Source organism: Bradyrhizobium sp. AZCC 2289 (genome assembly GCF_036924615.1).
Taxonomy (GTDB): Bacteria; Pseudomonadota; Alphaproteobacteria; order Rhizobiales; family Xanthobacteraceae; genus Bradyrhizobium.
Genome location: NZ_JAZHRY010000001.1, coordinates 4,319,260 through 4,338,597 on the forward strand (window position 1 = coordinate 4,319,260; position 19,338 = coordinate 4,338,597).

Consider the following 19,338-nt stretch of genomic DNA (forward strand, 5'->3'; position numbering starts at 1 on the left):
GACGCAAGACAGATGGTTCGAGCGCTCCGGCCCGATCTGATGTCACCCCGCGCTAGGGATGAAGCTCCGACTGGCGTAAGTGGAGATCATCCGCGAATCCTGCGTTGGGAGAGTCCCATTGGCTGACCAAACCACCACCAAGCCGGCCGATCTCATCTATGAGGACACCGGCGCCCTCGCCCCGCTGGTCTATTTCGACATCGTCGGCGCCTACGGCACCATGAACGGCGCCGTCGAGGTGGAACTGGCGACCCGGATTCTGGTGCCCAAGCCGGACGGCACCACCGAAGTGAAGTTCATCTCGAGCGGCCGGATCCGCTGCAGCCAGAACGCCGCCATCAACCTGCGCAACGGCCTTGATGCCGCGCTGAAGATGCTGGAGCAGCCGCAGGCCAATACGGTCGCGGTGGCGGGGTCGAAGCTGAACTGATCGGTTCTACCTGTAATGTTCGTGCGCCTGCCGGGTAATGCCTCAATGAGCGACATCGTAACTCTAATCGATAAGCGCGAGGGGCGCGCCGAAGAAGCGCGGTCCGTATAGGAGCGCGTGATGTCAGAGGCCACCAACTGAGGGGGCCAACAAAAATCCCCGCTCGAACCGCGAGCGGGGTTTGAGTCGCCATGACGGTTTCCAGCGCCACGACAGGCCCCGGCTAACATCAATATATGACAGTTTTATTGGCGACGGTTCAATTGAAAATCTGCTAGCAAATTCAGCTACTTATATGTTAATTTGAACGGGAACCCACCCAAGTATTAGAGCGTTTTCTTGCTGGGCAGGCCAGACATGGGAGTGAAACCATGCAGCGCCGTCGCTTCAAATATCTGCTGTCATTCCTCGATCGTCTTGTAGCCAAGCGTCTTCGAGCGAAAGCGGAGAATATGCCGCCCGGCGAAGAGCGTGATACCCTGGTCAAGATGGCCCGAGGAAAAGCCCGGCAGGCGGACGAGGCCTCGCACACAAACAAATGGCTTACGTCACCGGGATTGCAGCCACCAAGGTAGCCATTGTCGTCGGCATCATTGCCTGGCCGGCATTAAGGCCGTCAAATTTCAAACTGAGGCATTACCGCTCGCCGCTTGGGTCCGCTACTCTTGATTGTGGCGGTGCGGCATCATGTTCCAAACGCGCGTCTGTTCCCTTAATGTTCTTGCCAGCCTTCTAACCTTCCGCTACCCTCGATTGCGGCAGAGGGGCAGCATGGTCCAACGGGTTTCCACTGTGGCTTTTGAGGGGATCGAGGCCCGCGCGGTCGACGTGCAGGTGCAGATCGCGCGTGGGTTGTCGGATATGTTGACAAACATACGCCGTGTGTATAAATACACACTATGAAAAGCCGGGAGATTATCTCGGCGCTTCAGGGAGATGGGTGGCTCAAAAGGGCAGCCATGTCCAATTCAAGCATCCCACCAAAAAAGGCCGCGTCACTGTTCCCCATCCAGAACGGGACATCCCGATTGGGACGCTGAAAAGTATCGAGAAGCAGTCAGGCCTGAAGCTGAGGTAAGAGCGATGCCCAACTATATTGGTCTTATCCATAAGGACGCCGACAGCGACTTCGGCGTTTCCTTTCCGGATTTTCCGGGCGTTATCACTGCAGGCACCACCTTGGATGATGCTCGCGCCATGGCTGAGGAAGCCCTTGCTCTTCATATCGAAGGCCTGGTGGAGGACGGAGAAGCCGTCCCCGAGCCTTCGGCCCTGGAAGAGGTTATGTCCGATCCGGGCAACCGAACTGGCGTGGCTATTCTGGTTTCGATGAAGAGCGAGCAACCGAAGGCCGTTCGCGTCAACGTCACTTTGCCCGGAGATGTTCTGGAGCAGATTGATAAATATGCGGAAGCTCACGGCTACACGCGATCGGGGCTCCTGACGCAAGCAGCGAAAAAGCTGATGGCCGAAGCGGCTTAGGATAACAGCCGGGATCACCTTCGAGCCTTTTGACCACTTCCTTCGCTGCTTCGCCGGCCGCTCCCCGGCATGTTCCCTTAATGTTCTTGCCAGCCTTCGCCCCTTCCGCTACCCTCCGTTGCGGCAGAGGGGCAGCATGGTCCAACGCGTTTCCACCGTCGCTTTTGAGGGGATCGAGGCCCGCGCGGTCGACGTGCAGGTGCAGGTCGCGCCCGGGCTGCCCGCCTTTGCCCTCGTTGGGTGTCAATGACAAATCGACATCTTAACCGCGTCGAAAACTCGCCTTTGACGGCGAGTCCAGCATTGTTATATAGAAATGGTGCCCCCGGCCGGAATTGAACCGACATACCGAGCAGGTGGCAGCTTCCAAAGCTGCTGTGTCTACCAATTCCACCACGAGGGCACAGAGAGACTGGGGTAACCCACTGGGAGGAGGGCGTCGTAAGCGCCTTTCCTCTCAGCCCAACTCCCGGGCAATACCAGCGTCGCAAGTTGGTTCGTCGCGGCGCGCTGGCTTGGAACTAAGGCGGCGGCATATTCAATCCTCCTCTTTCGTCGATTCAGGTGAATCGGTCGGTGCTGCTTCGTTAGTGTACCATCGACCGTTCACAATCTTTATTTTCGTATTCCTCAATCTGTGGAGCGCCGTCCGCACAGTACGTTCGGGAAACGCGACGCCGAGTGCTGCCGCTATCTCGACCCCCCGTTGGCCCGGGAACCTCTCAATATAGTTGAGCACGTTTGTGCTGGCTGTTCCCGTGGTTCCCAGCAAGGTCATACGGGGTGCATCAACCTTCGCTGGCGGCGCTGGCGGCGCTGATGGTGCTGAGGGTTTGTCCGCGGAACGGCTCTGAAATTCCTCAAGCAGCCTCTTTCGCCCTGTTGCCCAGCCCGTATCCCAGCCCTGCGACCAGCCGCGACGCCGTACTTTGTCAGCGTAGTTGCCTATCGCCGCTGCGAGTTCGGCGTACGCCTTAGCAACGGCGTCATCCAACTCCTGCTCAGTGGGAAAATGTTTCTTCGATTCGTCCATAACAAGCTTTTACCATAGTTCCGCGAATTACTGCAAGGGCGAGTTCCGACTATTCAATGGATCATCCACCGAATAGTTCGTCTCGATTGGGTTTGCCCTCCCGAGACACGGCGGTGAGACGCCAATACTGTCTTATTAGGGTTGACTTCTCTATTTCGAAACACCATAGTCTGGTGGTCTAGAGCCTAACGAGACAGGAGCACCCATCAATGACCGTCATCGGCTACGCCCGAGTTAGTACCACTGACCAGAACCTCGAATTGCAGGAAGCGGCTCTACGGGCGGCGGGGTGTGGCCTGATCCGCGCGGAGAAGCGCAGCGGCACCACCACGGCGGGCCGCGAGGAACTCAGGACAGTCTTGGACTTCCTGCGGGCTGGTGACGTGCTGATGGTGACCAGAATTGACCGCCTCGCACGTAGCATTGGCGACCTTCAGGACATCGTGCGCACCGTGAAGGCGCGCGGCGCTTCCCTGCGGGCTACGGAGCAACCCATCGACACCAGCACAGCGGCGGGCAAGTGTTTCTTGGACATGCTCGGTGTGTTCGCAGAGTTCGAGACCAACCTCCGCCGAGAGCGTCAGCTTGAGGGCATAGCGGACGCCAAGGCACGCGGGGTGTACCAAGGTCGCAAGGCTTCCATCGATCCTGCACAGGTGAAGGCGTTGCGGGCGCAAGGCATGGGGGCGTCGGACATCGCGAAGGCCCTCAAGATTGGCCGCGCCTCGGTCTACCGCGTCCTTGAGGGCTGAGGGGTGAGCGCCGCTAAGGTGCGGCTAAAGGGACTCCGGCCCCCGGTGGGGCCCCCGGGCCAGCAGTTTGGGGCCCCCTATTTCAAAAAAGTCGGGCTAAAGCCTCGGGCCTCTGCTTGGCTAAACAGAGGGGTGTGCTTCTCTGGAAGTACCGTATTGGGGCCCATAATGCCCCCCACGTCCCCATAGCACCTAACGCCCCCAGCGGCTTCCGAGGGGCACACAGAGGCATACAGGGATGCCTACGCTCAGCCAACAGCTAGCCCCTAATCCCGTGCGCAGATATATGGCCGAAACGGACCTATATCTAGATAACCTATTGTATCTCCTTATGAACGTTCCTGCCTCTGCCCCGCCTGCCTCTTGACGGGGTGGGCCTTCCTACCCCAATGGGGTGCCATGGGTTGGGGTACCTATGGGTCCCCATGGCTGGCATTTGGTGCGCTGGGACGCCCTTAGAAAGGCAGTGGTTCGCCATCTTCGTCCAGTTCGTCCTCGTCTACCGCGTGCGGATCAAAGCGACGAGGCGGGGCCCAATGCGCCATGAGCGCCGCTGGTAATTGTGGGTCTAGCATTTCCAGAGCGAGTGCGGTGACCTCGATGTCCTTTGACAGATGCAGCTTCGCTCTGTCGATAGCGGCGGCTAAGTTCTGCGCCCGCCCCTCTAGCCAGCTATCTTCGTCGAACGCCTGCGCCCCCGTTCCCTTGAGCTTGGATTGTGCCTGGCTCCAACTGAGGCCCTCAATATCCTTCAGGTCTCCGTATTGCCCGCTGTGCAACTTCGTCCATGCCGCGCGCATTCGGTCCACTGTGCCTTTTCCGGCCCCGCTCAGTGCTTGTGTTTCGCTGATGCTGTCCGGCCACTCTCCCGGCTTTCCTTCCTTCACCAGCCGCCATGCCGCCTCTCTCCTATCTTGGGGTGTCATCGGTAGCTGGTTCTTAGTATTGCGCCTCAGTGCCTCCCTGACGGCTTCATCCAAGCTGCCGTTAAACACTATTGCTGGGATATCGTCCTGTCGGGTGTACGGCTTCCCCTCCAGCCCGTGCTCAGCAAGACGCTGCTTCTTCCGCGCCTTAGCATCACCGATCAACTGTCCCTTGCGCACGCTCTCCTTGTTCGCCCGGATTAGCTCCAGCACCACCAAGAAGATTGCCTCGGGCTCCCTCTGGAAGCGTTCGGCTGAGTACGCTTCACCGTTCGTCAGCGTCACCAGATTGATGCCGCTTCCAACCAACTGAAGGAACAGGCCCTGCGCTGTGACGATGTCAGCGCGTGAGAGTCTGTCCATGTTCTCAATCAGCAGGTAGCTGCCACGTTCGACATACCCCGCATCGACAGCTTTGAGAAAACCACCGAGTGCCCCTGTGTGCGCGTTCTTCCCCCGGTAGGCTGACACACCGAGGTCCGTCATGTTCAGCTCGGTGTCGAGCGTAAGCCCGTGATCAAGGGCATACTTGGCCGCCTTCTCGGTCTGGCGCTGGAGACTGGCCCCAGCGGCTTGCGATGGTGTCGAGAACCGGACATAGGAATAGGCCAGTGTCTTGGTCTCGGCGCGCACAGGGGCGTTCATGGGCCTGCCTCAGCCTCTGGCGGCGGTGGTAAGCGGGGCGATGAGGGTGGTGCTCTTCCTCAATTCCATTGCAGTCTCCGTGTGATGATGCCTTTACAGTTGGCATTCGCACTCTGCAATGGCCATTGTCGGCCTGCCCGACAAGGCGGTTTCCGAGGCGCGCGAGCGGGTGCGCTCGGCGCTGATCGCCTCGGGGCTGGCGCTGCCGGCGCGGCGGATCACGGTCAACCTGGCGCCGGCCGATGTCCCGAAGGAAGGCAGCCATTACGATCTGCCGATCGCGCTCGGCCTGATGGCCGCCATCGGCGCGATCCCGCCCGACGCGCTGTCCGGTTTCACGGTATTGGGCGAACTCGGGCTCGATGGATCGATCGCGCCGGTCGCGGGCGTGTTGCCGGCGGCGATCGGCGCCAATTCGCGCGACGAGGGGCTGATCTGTCCCGCGGCCTGCGGCTCGGAGGCGGCGTGGGCGAGCCCCGACATCCAGATCATTGCGGCAAAGTCGCTGATCCAGATCGCCAACCACTTTAAAGGCACGCAGGTGCTGTCGCGGCCGCAGCCGAAAGTGCATGAGCGCGAGGAGACGCTGCTCGATCTCCGCGACATCAAGGGCCAGGAGAGCGCCAAACGCGCGCTCGAGATTGCAGCGGCCGGCGGGCATCATTTGCTGATGATCGGCTCGCCCGGCGCCGGCAAATCGATGCTGGCGGCGCGGCTGCCCTCGATCCTGCCGCCGCTGTCGCCGTCCGAACTGCTCGGCATTAGGTAGCAAACTCACCTTCATGAAAGACCCCGAATGAGGGACGACGGGTAGTGCCAAGCCCGCCGCGCCGCCCATTCGGGGTATCCGTTGCCAGAACTACGTCATGGCAACTTCATAATGAAGTTGGCACCTCAGACCCTTATAGGCCGATGAAGTGCTTCATGATCAGTAGCGCGTAGCCAATGATCAGGAAGAAGTGGGCCACGTTTTCCATGGGCACCCTCCTTTCTTGCTTCCCGCCAGAACTGCCTGACTTCGGGACGGTCGTTGCCGCCCGGCAGCGCTTATACGCGCAAATAGCCCCAGCCTCACCGCCGGGGCTTTTTCCTGTAATTCGACTTTCCCCCGTTCTTCACAGGATGTTAGATTCCCTGCCTTTTTCTGCCCTGCGCAGGCCTCGCCTTACCAAATCCCTAACTCTCGTTCCTTATACTCAACTAAGCCATTGATATATCAACTAAATATGTATTAACGCGAAATACACTATTTAGTAAGGAGTTTGCTTTATAAGGCGGATGAAGGCGGGAACAATTTGTTTGGGCATTCCCGCAAACATTGTTTGACTCTACAGCCTCGGTGTGTTTTACTGATTCCTACACGCAAGGCACGAGGTGTCTCCATGACGGGCGAAACGGTTAAGTTTGAGAAGCCGGTTGAAGGCGGTGACGACGCGAAACGCGAGCAGTCAACGATTACGTTCCCTTATCTTGATCTCGATTCCGCAGTCGAGGTTGCTCGCGCCGTTTATAATCGCGGCGGCCACGGTAGCTGCAACGTTGACGAGTTGGCGGCTGAGATGAATCAGACCGTAAGCGGCGCCTTTCGATTGAAGACCGGTACTGCGAAGATTTTCGATTTGATCGACAAGGATGGGAAGAGCGGCTTCAAACTCAGTGAGCTTGGCCGCCAAATCATCTCCCCCGACACTGAGCGCGCCGCCCGCGCCGAATCTTTTATGCGGGTGCCGCTCTATGGAGCGGTCTACGAGAAGTACCGGGGGCATATGCTGCCGCCGCCAAAGGCGCTAGAACGCGAGATGTTGAGCCTGGGCGTTTCTAGCAAGCAAACCGACAAGGCGCGGCAAGCATTCGAGCGATCTGCAAAGCAAGCTGGCTACTTTGAGAGCGGTGAAGACCGTCTTGTCCGGCCGCGGGCGGACTCCTTGCCCCGTAAGGATGACGCTGCGGCCGATTCTATTGTTGATACGAAAAAGATCGACCTGCCCGGCGGTGGTGGTGCTGGTGGTGGCGGGAACAGCGGTGGCGGTGCTGGCGGCGGTACTCCGCCCACGCAGAAAGCTTTGGAATATCAACTAATCGACTTAATGGCCGAACCGGACATTGATGACGCCGTCAAGCAAGCAATCTGGTCTCTCGTGCAGTACTTAACCGCACGGAAGGCAAAAAATAAGAGCCCTTCTATTTTTGAATGATGGCTCAAACGAAATCCGGGGCCGCAAGGCCCCGGAGGTTTCTCTAACCAAGTGTGGCACCCGCCCATCAGCGGGTCGAAAGGTAGGTGGTACATGACAACATGAAGCCGTCGAATACCGAGACACTGCCGGTCGCGTTACGAGCGTGACTGGTAGCTTCTCTGGGGGCCGGGGCTGGTGCCGCTAGCTGGATTTCCACCCGCGACGCTTGGGTCCAATCCCCAACCGGTCCACCGTTATTTTATAACAGACTCACCGATTCATGTCGAGCGCGGGACCTTTATTCCGCGCTCCTTATCGTTATCGACAAATGAAACGCCACCTTTTTCCAGTGCAGCTTGCATTGCCGTTAGATTGTTTCGCGTCGGCTCACGGCGACCAGCCTCAAAGTCACGAACCGTCGAAACGCCCACGTTCGCGCTTTTTGCAAGCGCGTCTTGAGGCCAATTTAGCCATGCTCGGGCGGCTCGACACTGTTCCGGGGTCATTTGAGGAAAATAGCGATGTAAGTTATTTTCGTCAAGGTCATCGATTTACGTTGACGCCATCACTTTCATCACTTATCACTGAGGTCAACGGAAAACGTTGGTCTCATGTCGCAGCACTTCCTTCTCACGGCAAAGGCGAGGTCGCTAAGTTTAGCGAAGGTCGCCCGTTTGTCGGACGAGGAAGCCTATCAGACCTTCAAGCTGGTTCGTTGGGCCGCCACTGACGGCGCGCCGGTTTGCCCGCGTTGCGGCTGTGTCGCCGTCTACACCTACGCGACCCGCAAGCTGTTCAAGTGCAAGGCCTGTAACCACCAATTCAGCGTTACCAGCGGCACGATTTTCGCCAGCCGCAAGTTGCCGGTCCGCGACTATCTCTTGGCGATCGCCATTTTCGTGAACGGCGCAAAGGGCCATAGCGCTCTCCAACTGAGCCGCGACCTGGATTGCCAGTACAAGACGGCCTTTGTGATGGCTCACAAGATCCGCGAAGCGCTGGCATCAGAAGCCAACGGCGCGACCATATCTGGCCATGTCGAAGTTGATGGTGCATACTTCGGCGGCCACGTTCGCCCCGCGAACAAAAAGGCCGATCGCATTGACCGTCGCCTTGCCGAAAACCAGACCGGCAAGCGCCGCGTGGTTGTCATCATGCGCGAACGTAAAGGTCGCACGCTGCCCTTCGTGTTCAAGTCTGAGGATGCTTCGGTCCTGACGATTGCCCGCACCGTAGCGCCCGGCAGCACCGTTTATGCCGATGAAGCGACGCATTGGGACGCGCTACATGCGCGCTTCCTGACGAAGCGGATCAACCACTCTGAGGCGTATTCGACGGAGGAAGCCAACACCAACCAAGCGGAGTCGTTTTTCTCCCGCTTGCGCCGCGCTGAAATCGGCATTCATCACCATATCGCCGGGCCGTATCTATCGGCCTACGCAAGCGAAATGGCATGGCGTGAAAACAACCGTCGCGTGAGCAATGGCGAACAGTATTTGATGACCACCAGCGCGGCCCTCACTCACCCGGTATCGCGCCAGTGGAAAGGGTATTGGCAGAGGTAGACTAGACCGCGTTCATCAGGGTGAGAATATCTTCCAAGGGATACAGCATCTTTGGAAGCCTAGCGTTTTCCGCCGAATATACCGCGAAATTTAGGCTCTTATAAAACGCCGTCGAATCATCATCTAGCGACGTCAGCGTGAGCGCATAGAATCCCGCGTGTTCCGCTATGGCGGCCACACGCGCAAAAACATCCATTAAAAGATGCTCTCCCAGCCCCTGACGTTGGTAGTTTGAATCAACACCAACAAAGCTCAGATTAAGCGCGGGGAAGGCAACGTAATTTTGGAGGTAATGGTTGTCTTTTCTAGCGTCCGGCAGTTCCGAAACGCTCTCATTTCCCAACTGCAAAGCGTAGTAACCAATCACGTTCGGCGATCCATCCAGATGGGCGCAAAACACGCGATGCTCACACCGCTTCACAACCTTTTTGGCTTTGTTTTTTAGGAATGAATCGAGCGGTCGCTTACCGCATGAAAAGCGATTTACGACCGCTCTATCCGAGAACGGCTCGATTGTTACTCTCGTTAAATCGAGGCGTGTTGCGCCCTGCTTTGGCACGATTTACTTCAACATACCGTTGGCGCATGGCGAGAACCTTGGCGTTCGGCCCTCCGTTTTCGTTCTGCACACGGCGAACGAAATCGGCGGCTTCGCGCTGATTCCTAAACTTCAACTTTCCGTTGCGGAGCGCAAGGGCGTTCCACCAACGCATAAAGGCGAGTATGAGGGCATTGTTCATTGGGTGTTCCAGTATGGTCGCTGGCTCGGCCAACTGATTTGCTCCTACACTAATAGTATAATTTCCTAAAAGTTCAATTGACGGTCTAGGCATCCCTAGGGAAATTTCGCCTGAACCGGAGAATAAAATTCTAAATTGGTGAATATTCCTAATTTGTTCCCATTTTTAGTCCCGAGCAATCTCCCACAGCATGTACTGCCCCGGCCCCTGATCGCACCGGACAACCCCGTTTTCCTTCTGGCCCCGCAGGGCAACCCCGACCCGCTTGGTCATGAGCCGCAAGAGCCGTAGGTCGCTCTTATCCAGCGCCCGTTCAATGAGAAGCTGCACCGCAATGTCGCGCGTGGTGAGCGGTTCTGAGGCTTGGCGCAAAACGGACAGGATTATTCGGCTCATCTGGCCACGGTTTGACCAGTCCTTTGGCGGTCGGAACGCCTTGGGCTTGATGGTTTCAACCTGAAAATCCGGGTCAAACTGGACTATCGTGGCGTCCAGGCTTTCGAGGTCCAGCACCATCTTTCGCAGGGCCTCATGGGCATTTTCGATATCGCCCGCCAGTTGGGCGCGGCGCTTTACCAGCCCGCTCAAGACAAATTCGTTCATGGGGCACCCGTGCAATTAATTTCACGGGGAAGGGTAGCCCGGCAGGCAGCATGGCGGCGAGATAGGGCTTGGTGAGTTTGCTACCTAATGCCGGAACTGCTGGAGGTCTCGATGATCGCCTCCGTCGCCGGCGAAATCCGCGACGGCGCGCTGACCGCGCGGCGGCCATTTCGTTCGCCGCATCATTCCGCCAGCATGGCCGCGCTGACCGGCGGCGGCATGCGCGCCAAACCCGGCGAGATCTCGCTGGCGCATCAGGGCGTGCTGTTCCTCGACGAATTGCCGGAGTTCGATCCGCGCGTGCTGGATTCGCTGCGCCAGCCCCTGGAGAACGGCGAGGTTTCGGTGTCCCGCGCCAATCACCGCGTCACTTATCCGGCGCGCTTCATGCTGGTCGCGGCGATGAACCCGTGCCGCTGCGGCCATGCCTATGAGCCCGGCTATTCCTGCAAGCGCGGCCGGATCGACCGCTGCACCGCGGACTATCAGATGCGCATCTCGGGTCCGCTGATGGACCGCATCGACCTGCGCATCGAAGTGCCGGCGGTGACCGCCGCCGATCTGATCCTGCCGCCGCCGAGCGAAGGTTCTGCCGAAGTCGCCGCGAGAGTCGCCGCGGCGCGCGACATCCAGCTCGCGCGCTATGCCGCCGCGGGCATGCCGCATGTCCGCACCAATGCGGAAGCGCCAGCGTCGCTGTTGGAAACCATCGCGCAGCCGGACAGTCATGGCCAAAAACTGCTGCGCGACGCCGCCGAGACCATGAAGCTGACCGCGCGCGGCTATCACCGCGTGCTGCGCGTGGCGCGCACGCTCGCCGATCTCGACGGTGCGGAAAAAATCGGGCGGCTGCATCTGGCGGAAGCGTTGTCGTATCGTGCGCTGGCGGAAGATTTGCGGCGCGCGGCGTAATGATCGCGGTGCCCGACGGGCAAATCAAAAAAAGCTGTCAAGCCTCGATCAAGAAAATATCCCTCTTTCAAAATTTCCCAAATCAGGTCTTGAGATTCCGACGTCTCATCCCTCAAGAGGGGCGTTGGCCATCGTCACGAACGTTGGGATGGGATGCGGTGGACGCGGCAGCGTCAGGCGTGAAACGGAATCGCAGGGCGGGTTTCCCGTGAGCGATGCCGGCACGCTGACGACGGCGCTGCGGCGTACGGCAAAACCGTGTGGTTCTGGCACCCGTTGCTGGTGTCAAGTCGGCGGAGGTTTTACGAATCCGACCGGATTCGAAAAGACCGCTCATCCGCCGACGACGGTGACAAGACGAATTCGTCGCCGGGGAGAGCACGGCATAAGCCGTAAAACCATTGCGCAGGGAATGCCGGGGTGCCTCCGCTGAACCTGTATGCTCGTGTGCGTTTTCTTTCGTGCACTTTGCACACGAGACCGCGGGTGCAGCGCGCCCCCGGCATTTCCTGCGCCCTCTTCTTTTTGGGCGAGAGATTCCTTGCACCACCCGGGCGTATCGCGCCGCGGGAACGGGAAACTGCGTTTGCACCGTCATTGCGAGCGAAGCGAAGCAATCCATCTCGCCACGGAAAGAAAGAATGGATTGCTTCGTCGCTTCGCTCCTCGCAATGACGGAACCGGCTGTTTGAAAATTGAATCCGTAGCCATCATCGCCACACTTCGTCATTCCGGGGCAGCCCGCAGGGCTGAGCCCGGAATCCATAACCATGATCGTGAGTATGGATTCCGGGCTCGCGCTGCGCGCGCCCCGGAATGACGAGCATTCCCCCGCATAAACCCGGCGGTAACGAGTTTTGTTTACGGTCTGCCAACCATAAGCCCGTCGTCGCGGGCTTATGTCGAGCGAGTGTAGCGTCATGTTGCGTTTCAAGATTCTGGCCTCGGTTGTTCCGTTGGCCGTTACCGCCGTATTCGCGCGCGGCGAGTTGCTGCCGGGCCCAAAGCCCTGCATCGAGGTTGCCGGCACTTCGGTGCAGATCGCCTCGCTCGCCTGGCAAGCCCAGCTTCACGTCGGCTTCACCCGCGACCCACGGCTCGCGACGGTGCGGGTCCAGATTACCGACAGCGTCACCGACGCCGATTTCACCGTCATCGACGATATCGACGATGCCGAGGCCGGTGCCTGCGAAACCAGCGCGCCGCCACAATTGGTCGCGATCTCCCAAACTCCGGCGGCGTCCGAGCCGCTCATCTACCTTTCGCAGGATGGACCCGCCGATTACCGGATTTTTGTCCGCTCGAGGACGTTTTCGGCGCGCGACGCCGCCGCGCTCATTGTCGGCGCCCGCGGCGGGCACCGCCTCACCGCGGCGTCCCTTTGAGCCGTTAACGTTTCATCAACCCTGTTCGCATCGCAAGGCGCAATCGCAGCCGCCTTCAAGCACTTTGCAAGTGTCGCCGACGCATCGTCTCCACAACATATAAAGCGGATCACACCGCCTCAATTTCGGGCGAGCATCTCAGGGACATTGGCGATGGGGCGAACGTTCCGGATCAAGATAGGCCTACGCCGCTTCGGGCGCCGCCATCCGTGGATCGCCTTCGCCCTGCGCTCGTTCATGATCTTCTCCGCCACGTTCGGCGGCGCCTATGGCTTCATCGCCGGCAGCCGGACGGAGGTCTCCGGTTATGATCCGCAAGCTTTTGCGATCGGCACCAGTTTCCTGTTCGCTATCGCCTGCGTCGCGCTCGTTACCTTAAGCGTCCGGCTGCGCCTGATGCGCCGGAAGATGCGCCGGATCGCCCTGCATAATGAAGCGCTGGCCGATCGAAACTGGGAATTGCAGGAGGCCGAAGCGCGCGCCCGCCGCCTGTTCGAATCGCAGGGCGATCTGATCGTGCTGCGCGATGCCGATGGCCGCATCAGCTACGTCAACGATGCCTATTGCGAACTGGCCGAGATGCCGCGCAGCGCCCTGATCGGCAGTCGCGCCACGCTCACCATCCTCGAACAGGGCGACACCGCGCTGGAATCCAACGGCACCCGCATCCACGATCAAAAAGTCGCTGGTCCGCTGGGGCCGCGATGGATCGCCTGGCGCGAAGGCCTGGTCCGCCACGATGCGGGGAGCCCTGCGGAAATGCAAAGCGTCGGCCGCGACGTCACCGACCGCACCGAGAGCGAACGCGCGCTGGCCGAGGCCCGCGACCAGGCCGATGCCGCGAACCGCGCCAAGTCGCGATTCCTCGCGATGGCCAGCCACGAAATCCGCACGCCGCTGAACGGCATCATCGGCATGAGCGGCCTGTTGATGGATACGCCGCTGACGCCGGAGCAGACCACCTACGCCAAGGCGGTGAAAACCTCGGGAGATGCGCTGCTCGCGCTGATCGAGGAATTGCTGGACTATTCCAAGATCGAAGCCGGCAAGATCGATCTCGAACATCGCCCGTTCCCGCTCTCGGTGCTGATCGAGGACATCACCGAATTGCTGGCGCCGCGCGCCGAGGCCAGGAAGATCGAGATCGCTGCCTACATCGACGAGCGGCTGCCGATGCAGGTGATCGGCGACGCGGCGCGGCTGCGCCAGGTGCTGCTCAATCTCGCCGGCAACGCCATCAAGTTCACCGCGACCGGCGGCGTCGCGCTGATCGTCGAGCCCGGCATCTGGCCCAACGAAATCAGTTTTCTGGTGCGCGACACCGGCATCGGCATCGCGCCCGAGGCCCAGCAGCGGATTTTCCGCGAGTTCGAGCAGGCCGACGACCGCATCGCGCGCAGCTATGGCGGCACTGGCCTCGGCCTCAGCATCTCCGAGCGCATCGTCAAGCGCATGGGCGGCCGCATCACGCTGGAAAGCACGCCCGGCACAGGCTCGACGTTCGAAGTATCGATCCCGCTCGCGGTTGCCGCCGGCGGCGAGCAAAAGACTTTCGCAGCACCGGATCTGACCGGCCAATCGATCATGCTGGTCTCATCCGAGAGCATCGAAGCGTCGCTGACGGCGCGGCGGCTGCAGCGCTGGGGCGGCCAGACCTGCTTGGTCGGGGATGTCGACGTCGCGCTGGCGCTGTTGCCCGAGCGTTCCTGGCAGGCGATCCTGATCGATCACGCGCTGGGCACGGCCGGCATCGAAAAACTCGGCGAAGCCGCGCGCCTTCACGCGATGCATCGGATCGTGATGTTCACGCCGGCGACGCGGCACGAACTGCAACCATCCACGGCGTCCGCCTTCACCGGTTATCTGGTCAAACCGCTGCGCGCCGCCTCGCTCGCTGCGCGCCTGACCGCGACACCCGAGATTCCAGCGTTCAGCCTTGCCGGCGAAACCCCGATCGCGCCTGCCGACGAGGTCGAGAAAGCGGCCACGCCGCCGAGCAAGGGGCTTTCGATCCTGGTCGCCGAAGACAATGAGATCAATGCGCTGTTGATGCGCTCGCTGCTCGGCCGGCTCGGGCATCACGCCGTCATCACCACCAATGGCGAAGAGGCGCTGGAATCCTGGCTGTCGGCGAAATCGGCCGGTGCGGCCTACGATCTGGTCTTGATGGATATCCAGATGCCGCAACTCAACGGCATCGAGACCACCAAGCGGATTCGTGACCTGGAGGCTGCACAGTCGGGACGACGCACGCCGATTCTGGCGCTCACCGCCAACACGCTGGTGGAAGACCGCTACGCCTGCTTCGAGTCCGGCATGGACGGTTTCCTGATCAAGCCGCTCGATCGCGAAAAGCTGACCGAGGCGCTCGCAGGCCTCGCCGCGTCGCGGCATCTCGCGGCGTGAAGGTTTCCCGTCATTGCGAGGAGCGAAGCGACGAAGCAATCCACACTTGGTTTGCTGCACAATGGATTGCTTCGCGGAGCCTGTCATCGGGCGCGCGTTCGCGCGACCCGTTGGCTCGCAATGACGATCATTGCAGATGGCGTACGGTGGCCTACAGCCGCCGCAGCGCCACCGATTCGACCACGTGGTCGGCGCCCTTTTTGAGGATCAGCGTCGCGCGCGGCCGCGTCGGCAGGATGTTGTCCTCGAGATTGGCAAGGTTGGTGCGTTCCCAGATCGCGAGGGCCGTGGCGGTTGCTTCTTCGTCCGAGAGCGGGGCGTAGCGGTGGAAATACGACCTGGGATCGGTGAACGCGGTGTCGCGCAGCGCAAGGAAACGGCGCACATACCATTGGCGCAGCACCGGCTCGTCGGCGTCGATATAGACCGAGAAGTCGAAGAAGTCGGAGACCACCGGAATCGCCTTGCCGTCGCGCGGCAACCGGCCGGTCTGCAGCACGTTGACGCCTTCGACGATGATGATGTCGGGACGGTCGACCTCGATCCATTCGTTCGGGACGATGTCGTAGGTCAGATGCGAATAGACCGGCGCGCGCACCGGCCGCCGGCCCGCCTTGATGTCGCTGAGGAACGACAGCAGCATCGGCAGGTCGTAGCTTTCGGGAAAGCCCTTCTTCTGCATCAGGCCCTGCCGCTCCAGCGCCGCATTCGGGAACAGGAAACCGTCTGTCGTCACCAGATCGACCTTCGGCCGCGGCGACCAGCGGGCCAGCAGCGCCTGCAGCACGCGCGCGGTGGTCGATTTGCCGACCGCCACCGAACCGGCGACGCCGATGATATAGGGCACCTTGCGATCCCGGATGCCGAGGAACTGGCGTTGCGCCTGATAGAGCCGGTGGGTCGCATCGACATAGATCGACAACAACCGCGACAGCGGCAGAAAAATGTCCTCGACCTCTTGCAGGTCGAGCCGGTCATGCATCGAGCGCAGCCGCTCGAACTCGCCCGGCTCCAGCGTCATCGGCGTGTCGTCGCGCAACCGCGCCCACTGATCGCGCGTGAAAATCCGGTAGGGATTGTACTGCTGCTCCGGTGCCCGAATATCCATGGCGTCGCCCTTGATGAACTAATCGCGCTTGCGCGCGGCTTTCTCTTCCAGACCGGACATGCTCGTGCGCTGCGCCAGCGCCGCCTCGACGTCTTCAAGCTTCACGCCGCGCGACTTCAGCAGCACCAGCAGATGAAACAACAGATCGGCGCTTTCGGCGATCAGGTGATCGCGGTCGTTCTCGACTGCGGCGATCACGGTTTCCACCGCCTCTTCGCCGAATTTCTTGGCGCAGTGCTCCGCGCCCTTGTCGAGCAGCTTTCTTGTGTAGGACGCCTCTCCTCCCGACGCTGCGCGAGCATCGATGGTGGCGGCCAGATCATGGACCGTAAAACGCGACATCAACTGCACTCAAACAAATGCGCCCGCAACGACCGGACGCCATCCCCAAACCGCCTTAGCACTTTTGTGACGGGGAGTCGTCAGGGATCGAGCCGCATCGGCAGCCCGGCGCGCACCATGTGATCCTTGGCCTCACGTATGGTAAATTCTCCGAAGTGGAAAATCGACGCCGCCAGCACCGCGGTGGCGTGCCCCTGGCGGATGCCGTCCACGAGATGGTCGAGATTGCCGACGCCGCCGGATGCGATTACCGGTACGGGAACACTGTCGGCGATCGCCTGCGTCAGCGGCAGGTCGAAGCCCTGCCGGGTGCCGTCGCGGTCCATCGAGGTCAGCAGAATTTCGCCGGCGCCGAGCGAGACCACTTCCTGGGCGTATTCGATGGCGTCGATCCCGGTGGAATTGCGGCCGCCATGGGTAAAGATCTCCCAGCGGTCCGAACCGCCGCCGCGCTTGACGCGCTTGGCGTCGATCGCGACCACGATGCATTGCTCGCCGAATTTTTCCGCGCCCTCCTTGACGAATTCCCGCCGGCTGACGGCGGCAGAGTTGATCGAGACCTTGTCGGCGCCGGACCGCAGCAGCGTGCGGATATCGTCGATGGTGCGAACCCCGCCGCCGACGGTCAGCGGCATGAAGCAGGCTTCCGCGGTCCGCCGCACCACGTCCAGCATGGTCCCGCGGTTTTCGTGGGTCGCGGTGATGTCGAGGAAACAGAGCTCGTCGGCGCCGGCGGCGTCGTAGGCAATCGCCGCTTCGACGGGATCGCCGGCGTCGCGCAGATCGACGAAATTGACGCCCTTGACCACGCGGCCGTCCTTGACGTCGAGGCAGGGGATCACGCGGACCTTGAACATGGACGGTCTCCTAAGCCGCGGCGCGCGCGGTGCGGATCAGCGCCAGGGCCGCGGCGGGATCGAGGCGGCCGTCATAGAGCGCGCGGCCGGCGATGGCGCCCGCGAGCTTTTTGGCACGCGGCGCCAGCAGCGCCTTCACATCCTCGATCGAGGCAAAGCCGCCCGAGGCAATGACGGGAATCGAGATCCGCTCGGCAAGCGCGATGGTCGCATCGAGGTTGAGGCCCTTGAGCAGGCCGTCGCGCGCGATGTCGGTAAAAATGATCGCGGCGACGCCGGCATCCTCGAATCGCCGCGCGATTTCGAGCGCGGTCACCTGCGAGGTCTCGGCCCAGCCTTCGACCGCGACCTTGCCGTCGCGCGCGTCGAGACCGACGGCGACGCGGCCGGGGAATTTTTTCGCGGCACTTTTGACCAGCTCGGGATCGCGCACCGCGGCGGTGCCGATGATCACACGCGCAATGCCCTTGTCGAGCCAGGCCTCAACCGTTTTGAGATCGCGGATGCCGCCGCCGAGTTGCATCGGCATGGTGACCGCCTTCAGCATCGCCTCGACCGCCATCGCGTTCATCGGCTTGCCGGCAAAGGCGCCGTCGAGGTCGACGACGTGCAAATATTCGAACCCCTGGGCGGCGAAGGCGCGAGCCTGCGCAGCTGGGTCGAGGTTGAACACCGTCGCGCGCGCCATGTCGCCCTGTTCGAGGCGCACGCACTGGCCGTTCTTCAGGTCGACGGCGGGAAAAAGGATCACGGCTTCCACTTCAAAAAGTTCGAAATCAGCGCCAGCCCAAAGCGCTGGCTTTTTTCCGGGTGAAACTGGGTGCCGACAGCGGTGTCCTTGCCGACCATCGCCGTCACCGGCCCGCCGTAATCGGCGCGCGCCAGCACGTCGGCCTCATTCGACGCATTGAGGTGATAGGAGTGCACGAAATAGGCGTGGCGGCCCTTCGGCCCCAGCGGCAGCCGCTCCAGCACCGGGTGCTCGCGGATCATGTCGAGCGTGTTCCAGCCCATGTGCGGAATTTTCAGGTTTTCCTCGCGCGGCGAAATCTTTACGACGTCGCCCGCGATCCAGTCGAATCCGTTGGTGGTGACGTGTTCCTTGCCGCGCGTCGCCATCAGCTGCATGCCGACACAGATGCCGAAGAACGGCCGCGCCTTGACCCGCACCGCTTCCGTCATCGCCTCGAGCATGCCGTCGACTGCATCCAGTCCCCGGCGGCAATCGGCGAAGGCGCCGACGCCGGGCAGCACGATGCGATCGGCGCGGAACGCCACTTCGGGATCGCGCGTCACCACGATCTTCTGCGGATTCTCCATGCTGCGCGCGGCGCGCTCGAAGGCTTTGGCCGCCGAGTGCAGATTGCCGGAGCCGTAATCGATGATCGCTACGCTCATCGTGACCCTCCCGGCTCCGGAAACAATCCGATGATGCCGCCCTGCGGCAACGGCGGCGGCGGCTTTGAGAACGGCTGGCCCGGAATATTGCGCGTCGGCGGCGGCCCACCGCGATCGACCGCCCATTGGTCGTTGGCGAGGCCACGTTGCCGGGCGGTCCAGCGGTCGAAGAAGCGCCGCTCGGCTGCCTCCTCGTCATCGGCGACCACGATGTCGAGCTGACGCCATTTGCGCCGCGACAGCGTCCAGCGCTGCAGGCTGGCCGCTTCGAACCCCATCAGGATCGCGATCAACATATTGGCGAGCATGATCGTGCCGCGGCCGACCCCGAGCTGTGCCAGTCCGATTTCGACGGCAGCCGTCACGACGATCCAGCCGAGCAGCGCCAGCCACAGCCGGTGCCAGATCAGCCACAGCACGCTGAAGACCGCGGCCCAGAAATGGAAACCGTCGCGCACGAACCTGAACTTGTCGGCCGCCTCAAGATCGGCGCCGTTGGCCACGGGGGCATGCACTGTATAGACCGGCATCGTCACTCTCCGCCGATGAAAACTGTTCTATTGAGCATGATCGTTTC

20 protein-coding genes, 1 tRNA gene and 4 pseudogenes are annotated in these 19,338 nt (G+C 61.1%); 12 read left to right on the forward strand and 13 right to left on the reverse strand.

Annotated features, from left to right (window positions below; all coding sequences use genetic code 11):
- The first annotated feature begins 118 nt into the window (after positions 1–118).
- From V1289_RS20550 to V1289_RS20570, 5 genes and pseudogenes are all read left to right on the forward strand, one after another.
- On the forward strand, positions 119–430 hold the full coding sequence (locus V1289_RS20550) for a hypothetical protein (RefSeq protein ID WP_334398578.1): 312 nt from the start codon (positions 119–121) through the stop codon (positions 428–430).
- A gap of 371 nt (positions 431–801) precedes the next feature.
- Positions 802–1,005 (forward strand): hypothetical protein, encoded by a 204-nt coding sequence (locus V1289_RS20555; RefSeq protein ID WP_334398579.1) that lies wholly within the window; start codon positions 802–804, stop codon positions 1,003–1,005.
- A 324-nt stretch (positions 1,006–1,329) separates the two neighbouring features.
- Positions 1,330–1,508: pseudogene (locus tag V1289_RS20560) on the forward strand (type II toxin-antitoxin system HicA family toxin).
- Between the two features lie 5 nt (positions 1,509–1,513).
- On the forward strand, positions 1,514–1,912 hold the full coding sequence (locus V1289_RS20565; protein ID WP_334398580.1) for a type II toxin-antitoxin system HicB family antitoxin: 399 nt from the start codon (positions 1,514–1,516) through the stop codon (positions 1,910–1,912).
- Between the two features lie 136 nt (positions 1,913–2,048).
- Positions 2,049–2,153, forward strand: a pseudogene (locus tag V1289_RS20570) (ATP-binding protein); the annotation flags it as partial.
- 76 nt (positions 2,154–2,229) lie between these two features.
- On the opposite strand, the gene V1289_RS20575 reads toward V1289_RS20570, so the two are convergent.
- Positions 2,230–2,315 (reverse strand) — tRNA-Pro (locus V1289_RS20575).
- A 135-nt stretch (positions 2,316–2,450) separates the two neighbouring features.
- The gene (locus tag V1289_RS20580; RefSeq protein WP_334398581.1) at positions 2,451–2,945 is read right to left on the reverse strand and encodes a hypothetical protein; all 495 of its coding nucleotides are present in this window, start codon (positions 2,943–2,945) and stop codon (positions 2,451–2,453) included.
- Between the two features lie 209 nt (positions 2,946–3,154).
- Between V1289_RS20580 and V1289_RS20585 the strand changes: the two genes are divergently transcribed.
- A complete protein-coding gene (locus tag V1289_RS20585; RefSeq protein ID WP_334398582.1) occupies positions 3,155–3,697 on the forward strand; it encodes a recombinase family protein in 543 nt (180 codons plus the stop codon).
- Positions 3,698–4,152: 455 nt separating this feature from the next.
- Here V1289_RS20585 and V1289_RS20590 read toward each other — a convergent pair whose 3' ends face one another.
- Positions 4,153–5,268, reverse strand: coding sequence for a recombinase family protein (locus V1289_RS20590; protein WP_334398583.1), 1,116 nt, complete (start codon positions 5,266–5,268; stop codon positions 4,153–4,155).
- A gap of 115 nt (positions 5,269–5,383) precedes the next feature.
- On the opposite strand from V1289_RS20590, the pseudogene V1289_RS20595 reads away from it, so the two are divergent.
- Both V1289_RS20595 and V1289_RS20600 read left to right on the forward strand, forming a co-directional pair.
- A pseudogene (locus V1289_RS20595) lies at positions 5,384–6,031 on the forward strand (magnesium chelatase domain-containing protein); the annotation flags it as partial.
- A gap of 619 nt (positions 6,032–6,650) precedes the next feature.
- Positions 6,651–7,463 (forward strand): hypothetical protein, encoded by an 813-nt coding sequence (locus V1289_RS20600; protein WP_334398584.1) that lies wholly within the window; start codon positions 6,651–6,653, stop codon positions 7,461–7,463.
- A 260-nt stretch (positions 7,464–7,723) separates the two neighbouring features.
- Here the strand turns inward: V1289_RS20600 and V1289_RS20605 are convergent, their stop codons facing one another.
- The gene (locus tag V1289_RS20605; RefSeq protein WP_334398585.1) at positions 7,724–7,951 is read right to left on the reverse strand and encodes a helix-turn-helix domain-containing protein; all 228 of its coding nucleotides are present in this window, start codon (positions 7,949–7,951) and stop codon (positions 7,724–7,726) included.
- A 105-nt stretch (positions 7,952–8,056) separates the two neighbouring features.
- Here V1289_RS20605 and V1289_RS20610 point away from each other — a divergent pair, with 105 nt between their 5' ends.
- Positions 8,057–9,010, forward strand: a complete 954-nt coding sequence (locus V1289_RS20610) for an IS1595 family transposase (RefSeq protein WP_334398586.1) — start codon at positions 8,057–8,059, stop codon at positions 9,008–9,010.
- Position 9,011: 1 nt separating this feature from the next.
- Here the strand turns inward: V1289_RS20610 and V1289_RS20615 are convergent, their stop codons facing one another.
- From V1289_RS20615 to V1289_RS20625, 3 genes are all read right to left on the reverse strand, one after another.
- Entirely contained in the window at positions 9,012–9,569 is a 558-nt protein-coding gene (locus V1289_RS20615) for a GNAT family N-acetyltransferase (protein ID WP_334398587.1), read from the reverse strand.
- The gene (locus tag V1289_RS20620; RefSeq protein WP_334398588.1) at positions 9,505–9,750 is read right to left on the reverse strand and encodes a hypothetical protein; all 246 of its coding nucleotides are present in this window, start codon (positions 9,748–9,750) and stop codon (positions 9,505–9,507) included. Before V1289_RS20620 ends, V1289_RS20615 begins: the two co-directional genes overlap by 65 nt.
- A 165-nt stretch (positions 9,751–9,915) precedes the next feature.
- Entirely contained in the window at positions 9,916–10,353 is a 438-nt protein-coding gene (locus tag V1289_RS20625) for a hypothetical protein (RefSeq protein WP_334398589.1), read from the reverse strand.
- Between the two features lie 93 nt (positions 10,354–10,446).
- On the opposite strand from V1289_RS20625, the pseudogene V1289_RS20630 reads away from it, so the two are divergent.
- The 3 genes and pseudogenes from V1289_RS20630 to V1289_RS20640 all read left to right on the forward strand — a co-directional run.
- A pseudogene (locus V1289_RS20630) lies at positions 10,447–11,265 on the forward strand (ATP-binding protein); the annotation flags it as partial.
- Between the two features lie 920 nt (positions 11,266–12,185).
- Positions 12,186–12,650 carry a hypothetical protein gene (locus tag V1289_RS20635; protein ID WP_334398590.1) on the forward strand — a complete coding sequence of 155 codons (465 nt, stop codon included), beginning with the start codon at positions 12,186–12,188 and terminating at the stop codon, positions 12,648–12,650.
- Positions 12,651–12,803: 153 nt separating this feature from the next.
- Positions 12,804–15,056, forward strand: a complete 2,253-nt coding sequence (locus V1289_RS20640; protein WP_334398591.1) for an ATP-binding protein — start codon at positions 12,804–12,806, stop codon at positions 15,054–15,056.
- Positions 15,057–15,207: 151 nt separating this feature from the next.
- Here V1289_RS20640 and coaA read toward each other — a convergent pair whose 3' ends face one another.
- From coaA to V1289_RS20670, 6 genes are all read right to left on the reverse strand, one after another.
- Positions 15,208–16,164 carry a type I pantothenate kinase gene (gene coaA, locus V1289_RS20645; protein WP_334398592.1) on the reverse strand — a complete coding sequence of 319 codons (957 nt, stop codon included), beginning with the start codon at positions 16,162–16,164 and terminating at the stop codon, positions 15,208–15,210.
- Positions 16,165–16,182: 18 nt separating this feature from the next.
- Positions 16,183–16,506, reverse strand: a complete 324-nt coding sequence (locus tag V1289_RS20650) for a phosphoribosyl-ATP diphosphatase (RefSeq protein WP_334398593.1) — start codon at positions 16,504–16,506, stop codon at positions 16,183–16,185.
- Between the two features lie 80 nt (positions 16,507–16,586).
- Positions 16,587–17,363 carry an imidazole glycerol phosphate synthase subunit HisF gene (gene hisF, locus V1289_RS20655; protein ID WP_334398594.1) on the reverse strand — a complete coding sequence of 259 codons (777 nt, stop codon included), beginning with the start codon at positions 17,361–17,363 and terminating at the stop codon, positions 16,587–16,589.
- A 10-nt stretch (positions 17,364–17,373) separates the two neighbouring features.
- Positions 17,374–18,123, reverse strand: a complete 750-nt coding sequence (hisA, locus tag V1289_RS20660; RefSeq protein WP_334398595.1) for a 1-(5-phosphoribosyl)-5-[(5-phosphoribosylamino)methylideneamino]imidazole-4-carboxamide isomerase — start codon at positions 18,121–18,123, stop codon at positions 17,374–17,376.
- The gene (hisH, locus tag V1289_RS20665; protein WP_334398596.1) at positions 18,111–18,761 is read right to left on the reverse strand and encodes an imidazole glycerol phosphate synthase subunit HisH; all 651 of its coding nucleotides are present in this window, start codon (positions 18,759–18,761) and stop codon (positions 18,111–18,113) included. The genes hisA and hisH overlap by 13 nt, the downstream gene beginning before the upstream one ends.
- A complete protein-coding gene (locus tag V1289_RS20670; RefSeq protein WP_334398597.1) occupies positions 18,758–19,291 on the reverse strand; it encodes a DUF2628 domain-containing protein in 534 nt (177 codons plus the stop codon). The genes hisH and V1289_RS20670 overlap by 4 nt, the downstream gene beginning before the upstream one ends.
- Positions 19,292–19,338: the final 47 nt, after the last annotated feature.

Coding starts and splice junctions, on each gene's coding strand:
- V1289_RS20555 (WP_334398579.1), top strand. CDS start 802: ATGCAGCGCCGTCGCTTCAAATATCTGCTGTCATTCCTCGATCGTCTT.
- V1289_RS20565 (WP_334398580.1), top strand. CDS start 1,514: ATGCCCAACTATATTGGTCTTATCCATAAGGACGCCGACAGCGACTTC.
- V1289_RS20580 (WP_334398581.1), bottom strand. CDS start 2,945: ATGGACGAATCGAAGAAACATTTTCCCACTGAGCAGGAGTTGGATGAC.
- V1289_RS20585 (WP_334398582.1), top strand. CDS start 3,155: ATGACCGTCATCGGCTACGCCCGAGTTAGTACCACTGACCAGAACCTC.
- V1289_RS20590 (WP_334398583.1), bottom strand. CDS start 5,268: ATGAACGCCCCTGTGCGCGCCGAGACCAAGACACTGGCCTATTCCTAT.
- V1289_RS20600 (WP_334398584.1), top strand. CDS start 6,651: ATGACGGGCGAAACGGTTAAGTTTGAGAAGCCGGTTGAAGGCGGTGAC.
- V1289_RS20605 (WP_334398585.1), bottom strand. CDS start 7,951: ATGACCCCGGAACAGTGTCGAGCCGCCCGAGCATGGCTAAATTGGCCT.
- V1289_RS20610 (WP_334398586.1), top strand. CDS start 8,057: ATGTCGCAGCACTTCCTTCTCACGGCAAAGGCGAGGTCGCTAAGTTTA.
- V1289_RS20620 (WP_334398588.1), bottom strand. CDS start 9,750: ATGAACAATGCCCTCATACTCGCCTTTATGCGTTGGTGGAACGCCCTT.
- V1289_RS20625 (WP_334398589.1), bottom strand. CDS start 10,353: ATGAACGAATTTGTCTTGAGCGGGCTGGTAAAGCGCCGCGCCCAACTG.
- V1289_RS20635 (WP_334398590.1), top strand. CDS start 12,186: ATGTTGCGTTTCAAGATTCTGGCCTCGGTTGTTCCGTTGGCCGTTACC.
- V1289_RS20640 (WP_334398591.1), top strand. CDS start 12,804: ATGGGGCGAACGTTCCGGATCAAGATAGGCCTACGCCGCTTCGGGCGC.
- coaA (WP_334398592.1), bottom strand. CDS start 16,164: ATGGATATTCGGGCACCGGAGCAGCAGTACAATCCCTACCGGATTTTC.
- V1289_RS20650 (WP_334398593.1), bottom strand. CDS start 16,506: ATGTCGCGTTTTACGGTCCATGATCTGGCCGCCACCATCGATGCTCGC.
- hisF (WP_334398594.1), bottom strand. CDS start 17,363: ATGTTCAAGGTCCGCGTGATCCCCTGCCTCGACGTCAAGGACGGCCGC.
- hisH (WP_334398596.1), bottom strand. CDS start 18,761: ATGAGCGTAGCGATCATCGATTACGGCTCCGGCAATCTGCACTCGGCG.
- V1289_RS20670 (WP_334398597.1), bottom strand. CDS start 19,291: ATGCCGGTCTATACAGTGCATGCCCCCGTGGCCAACGGCGCCGATCTT.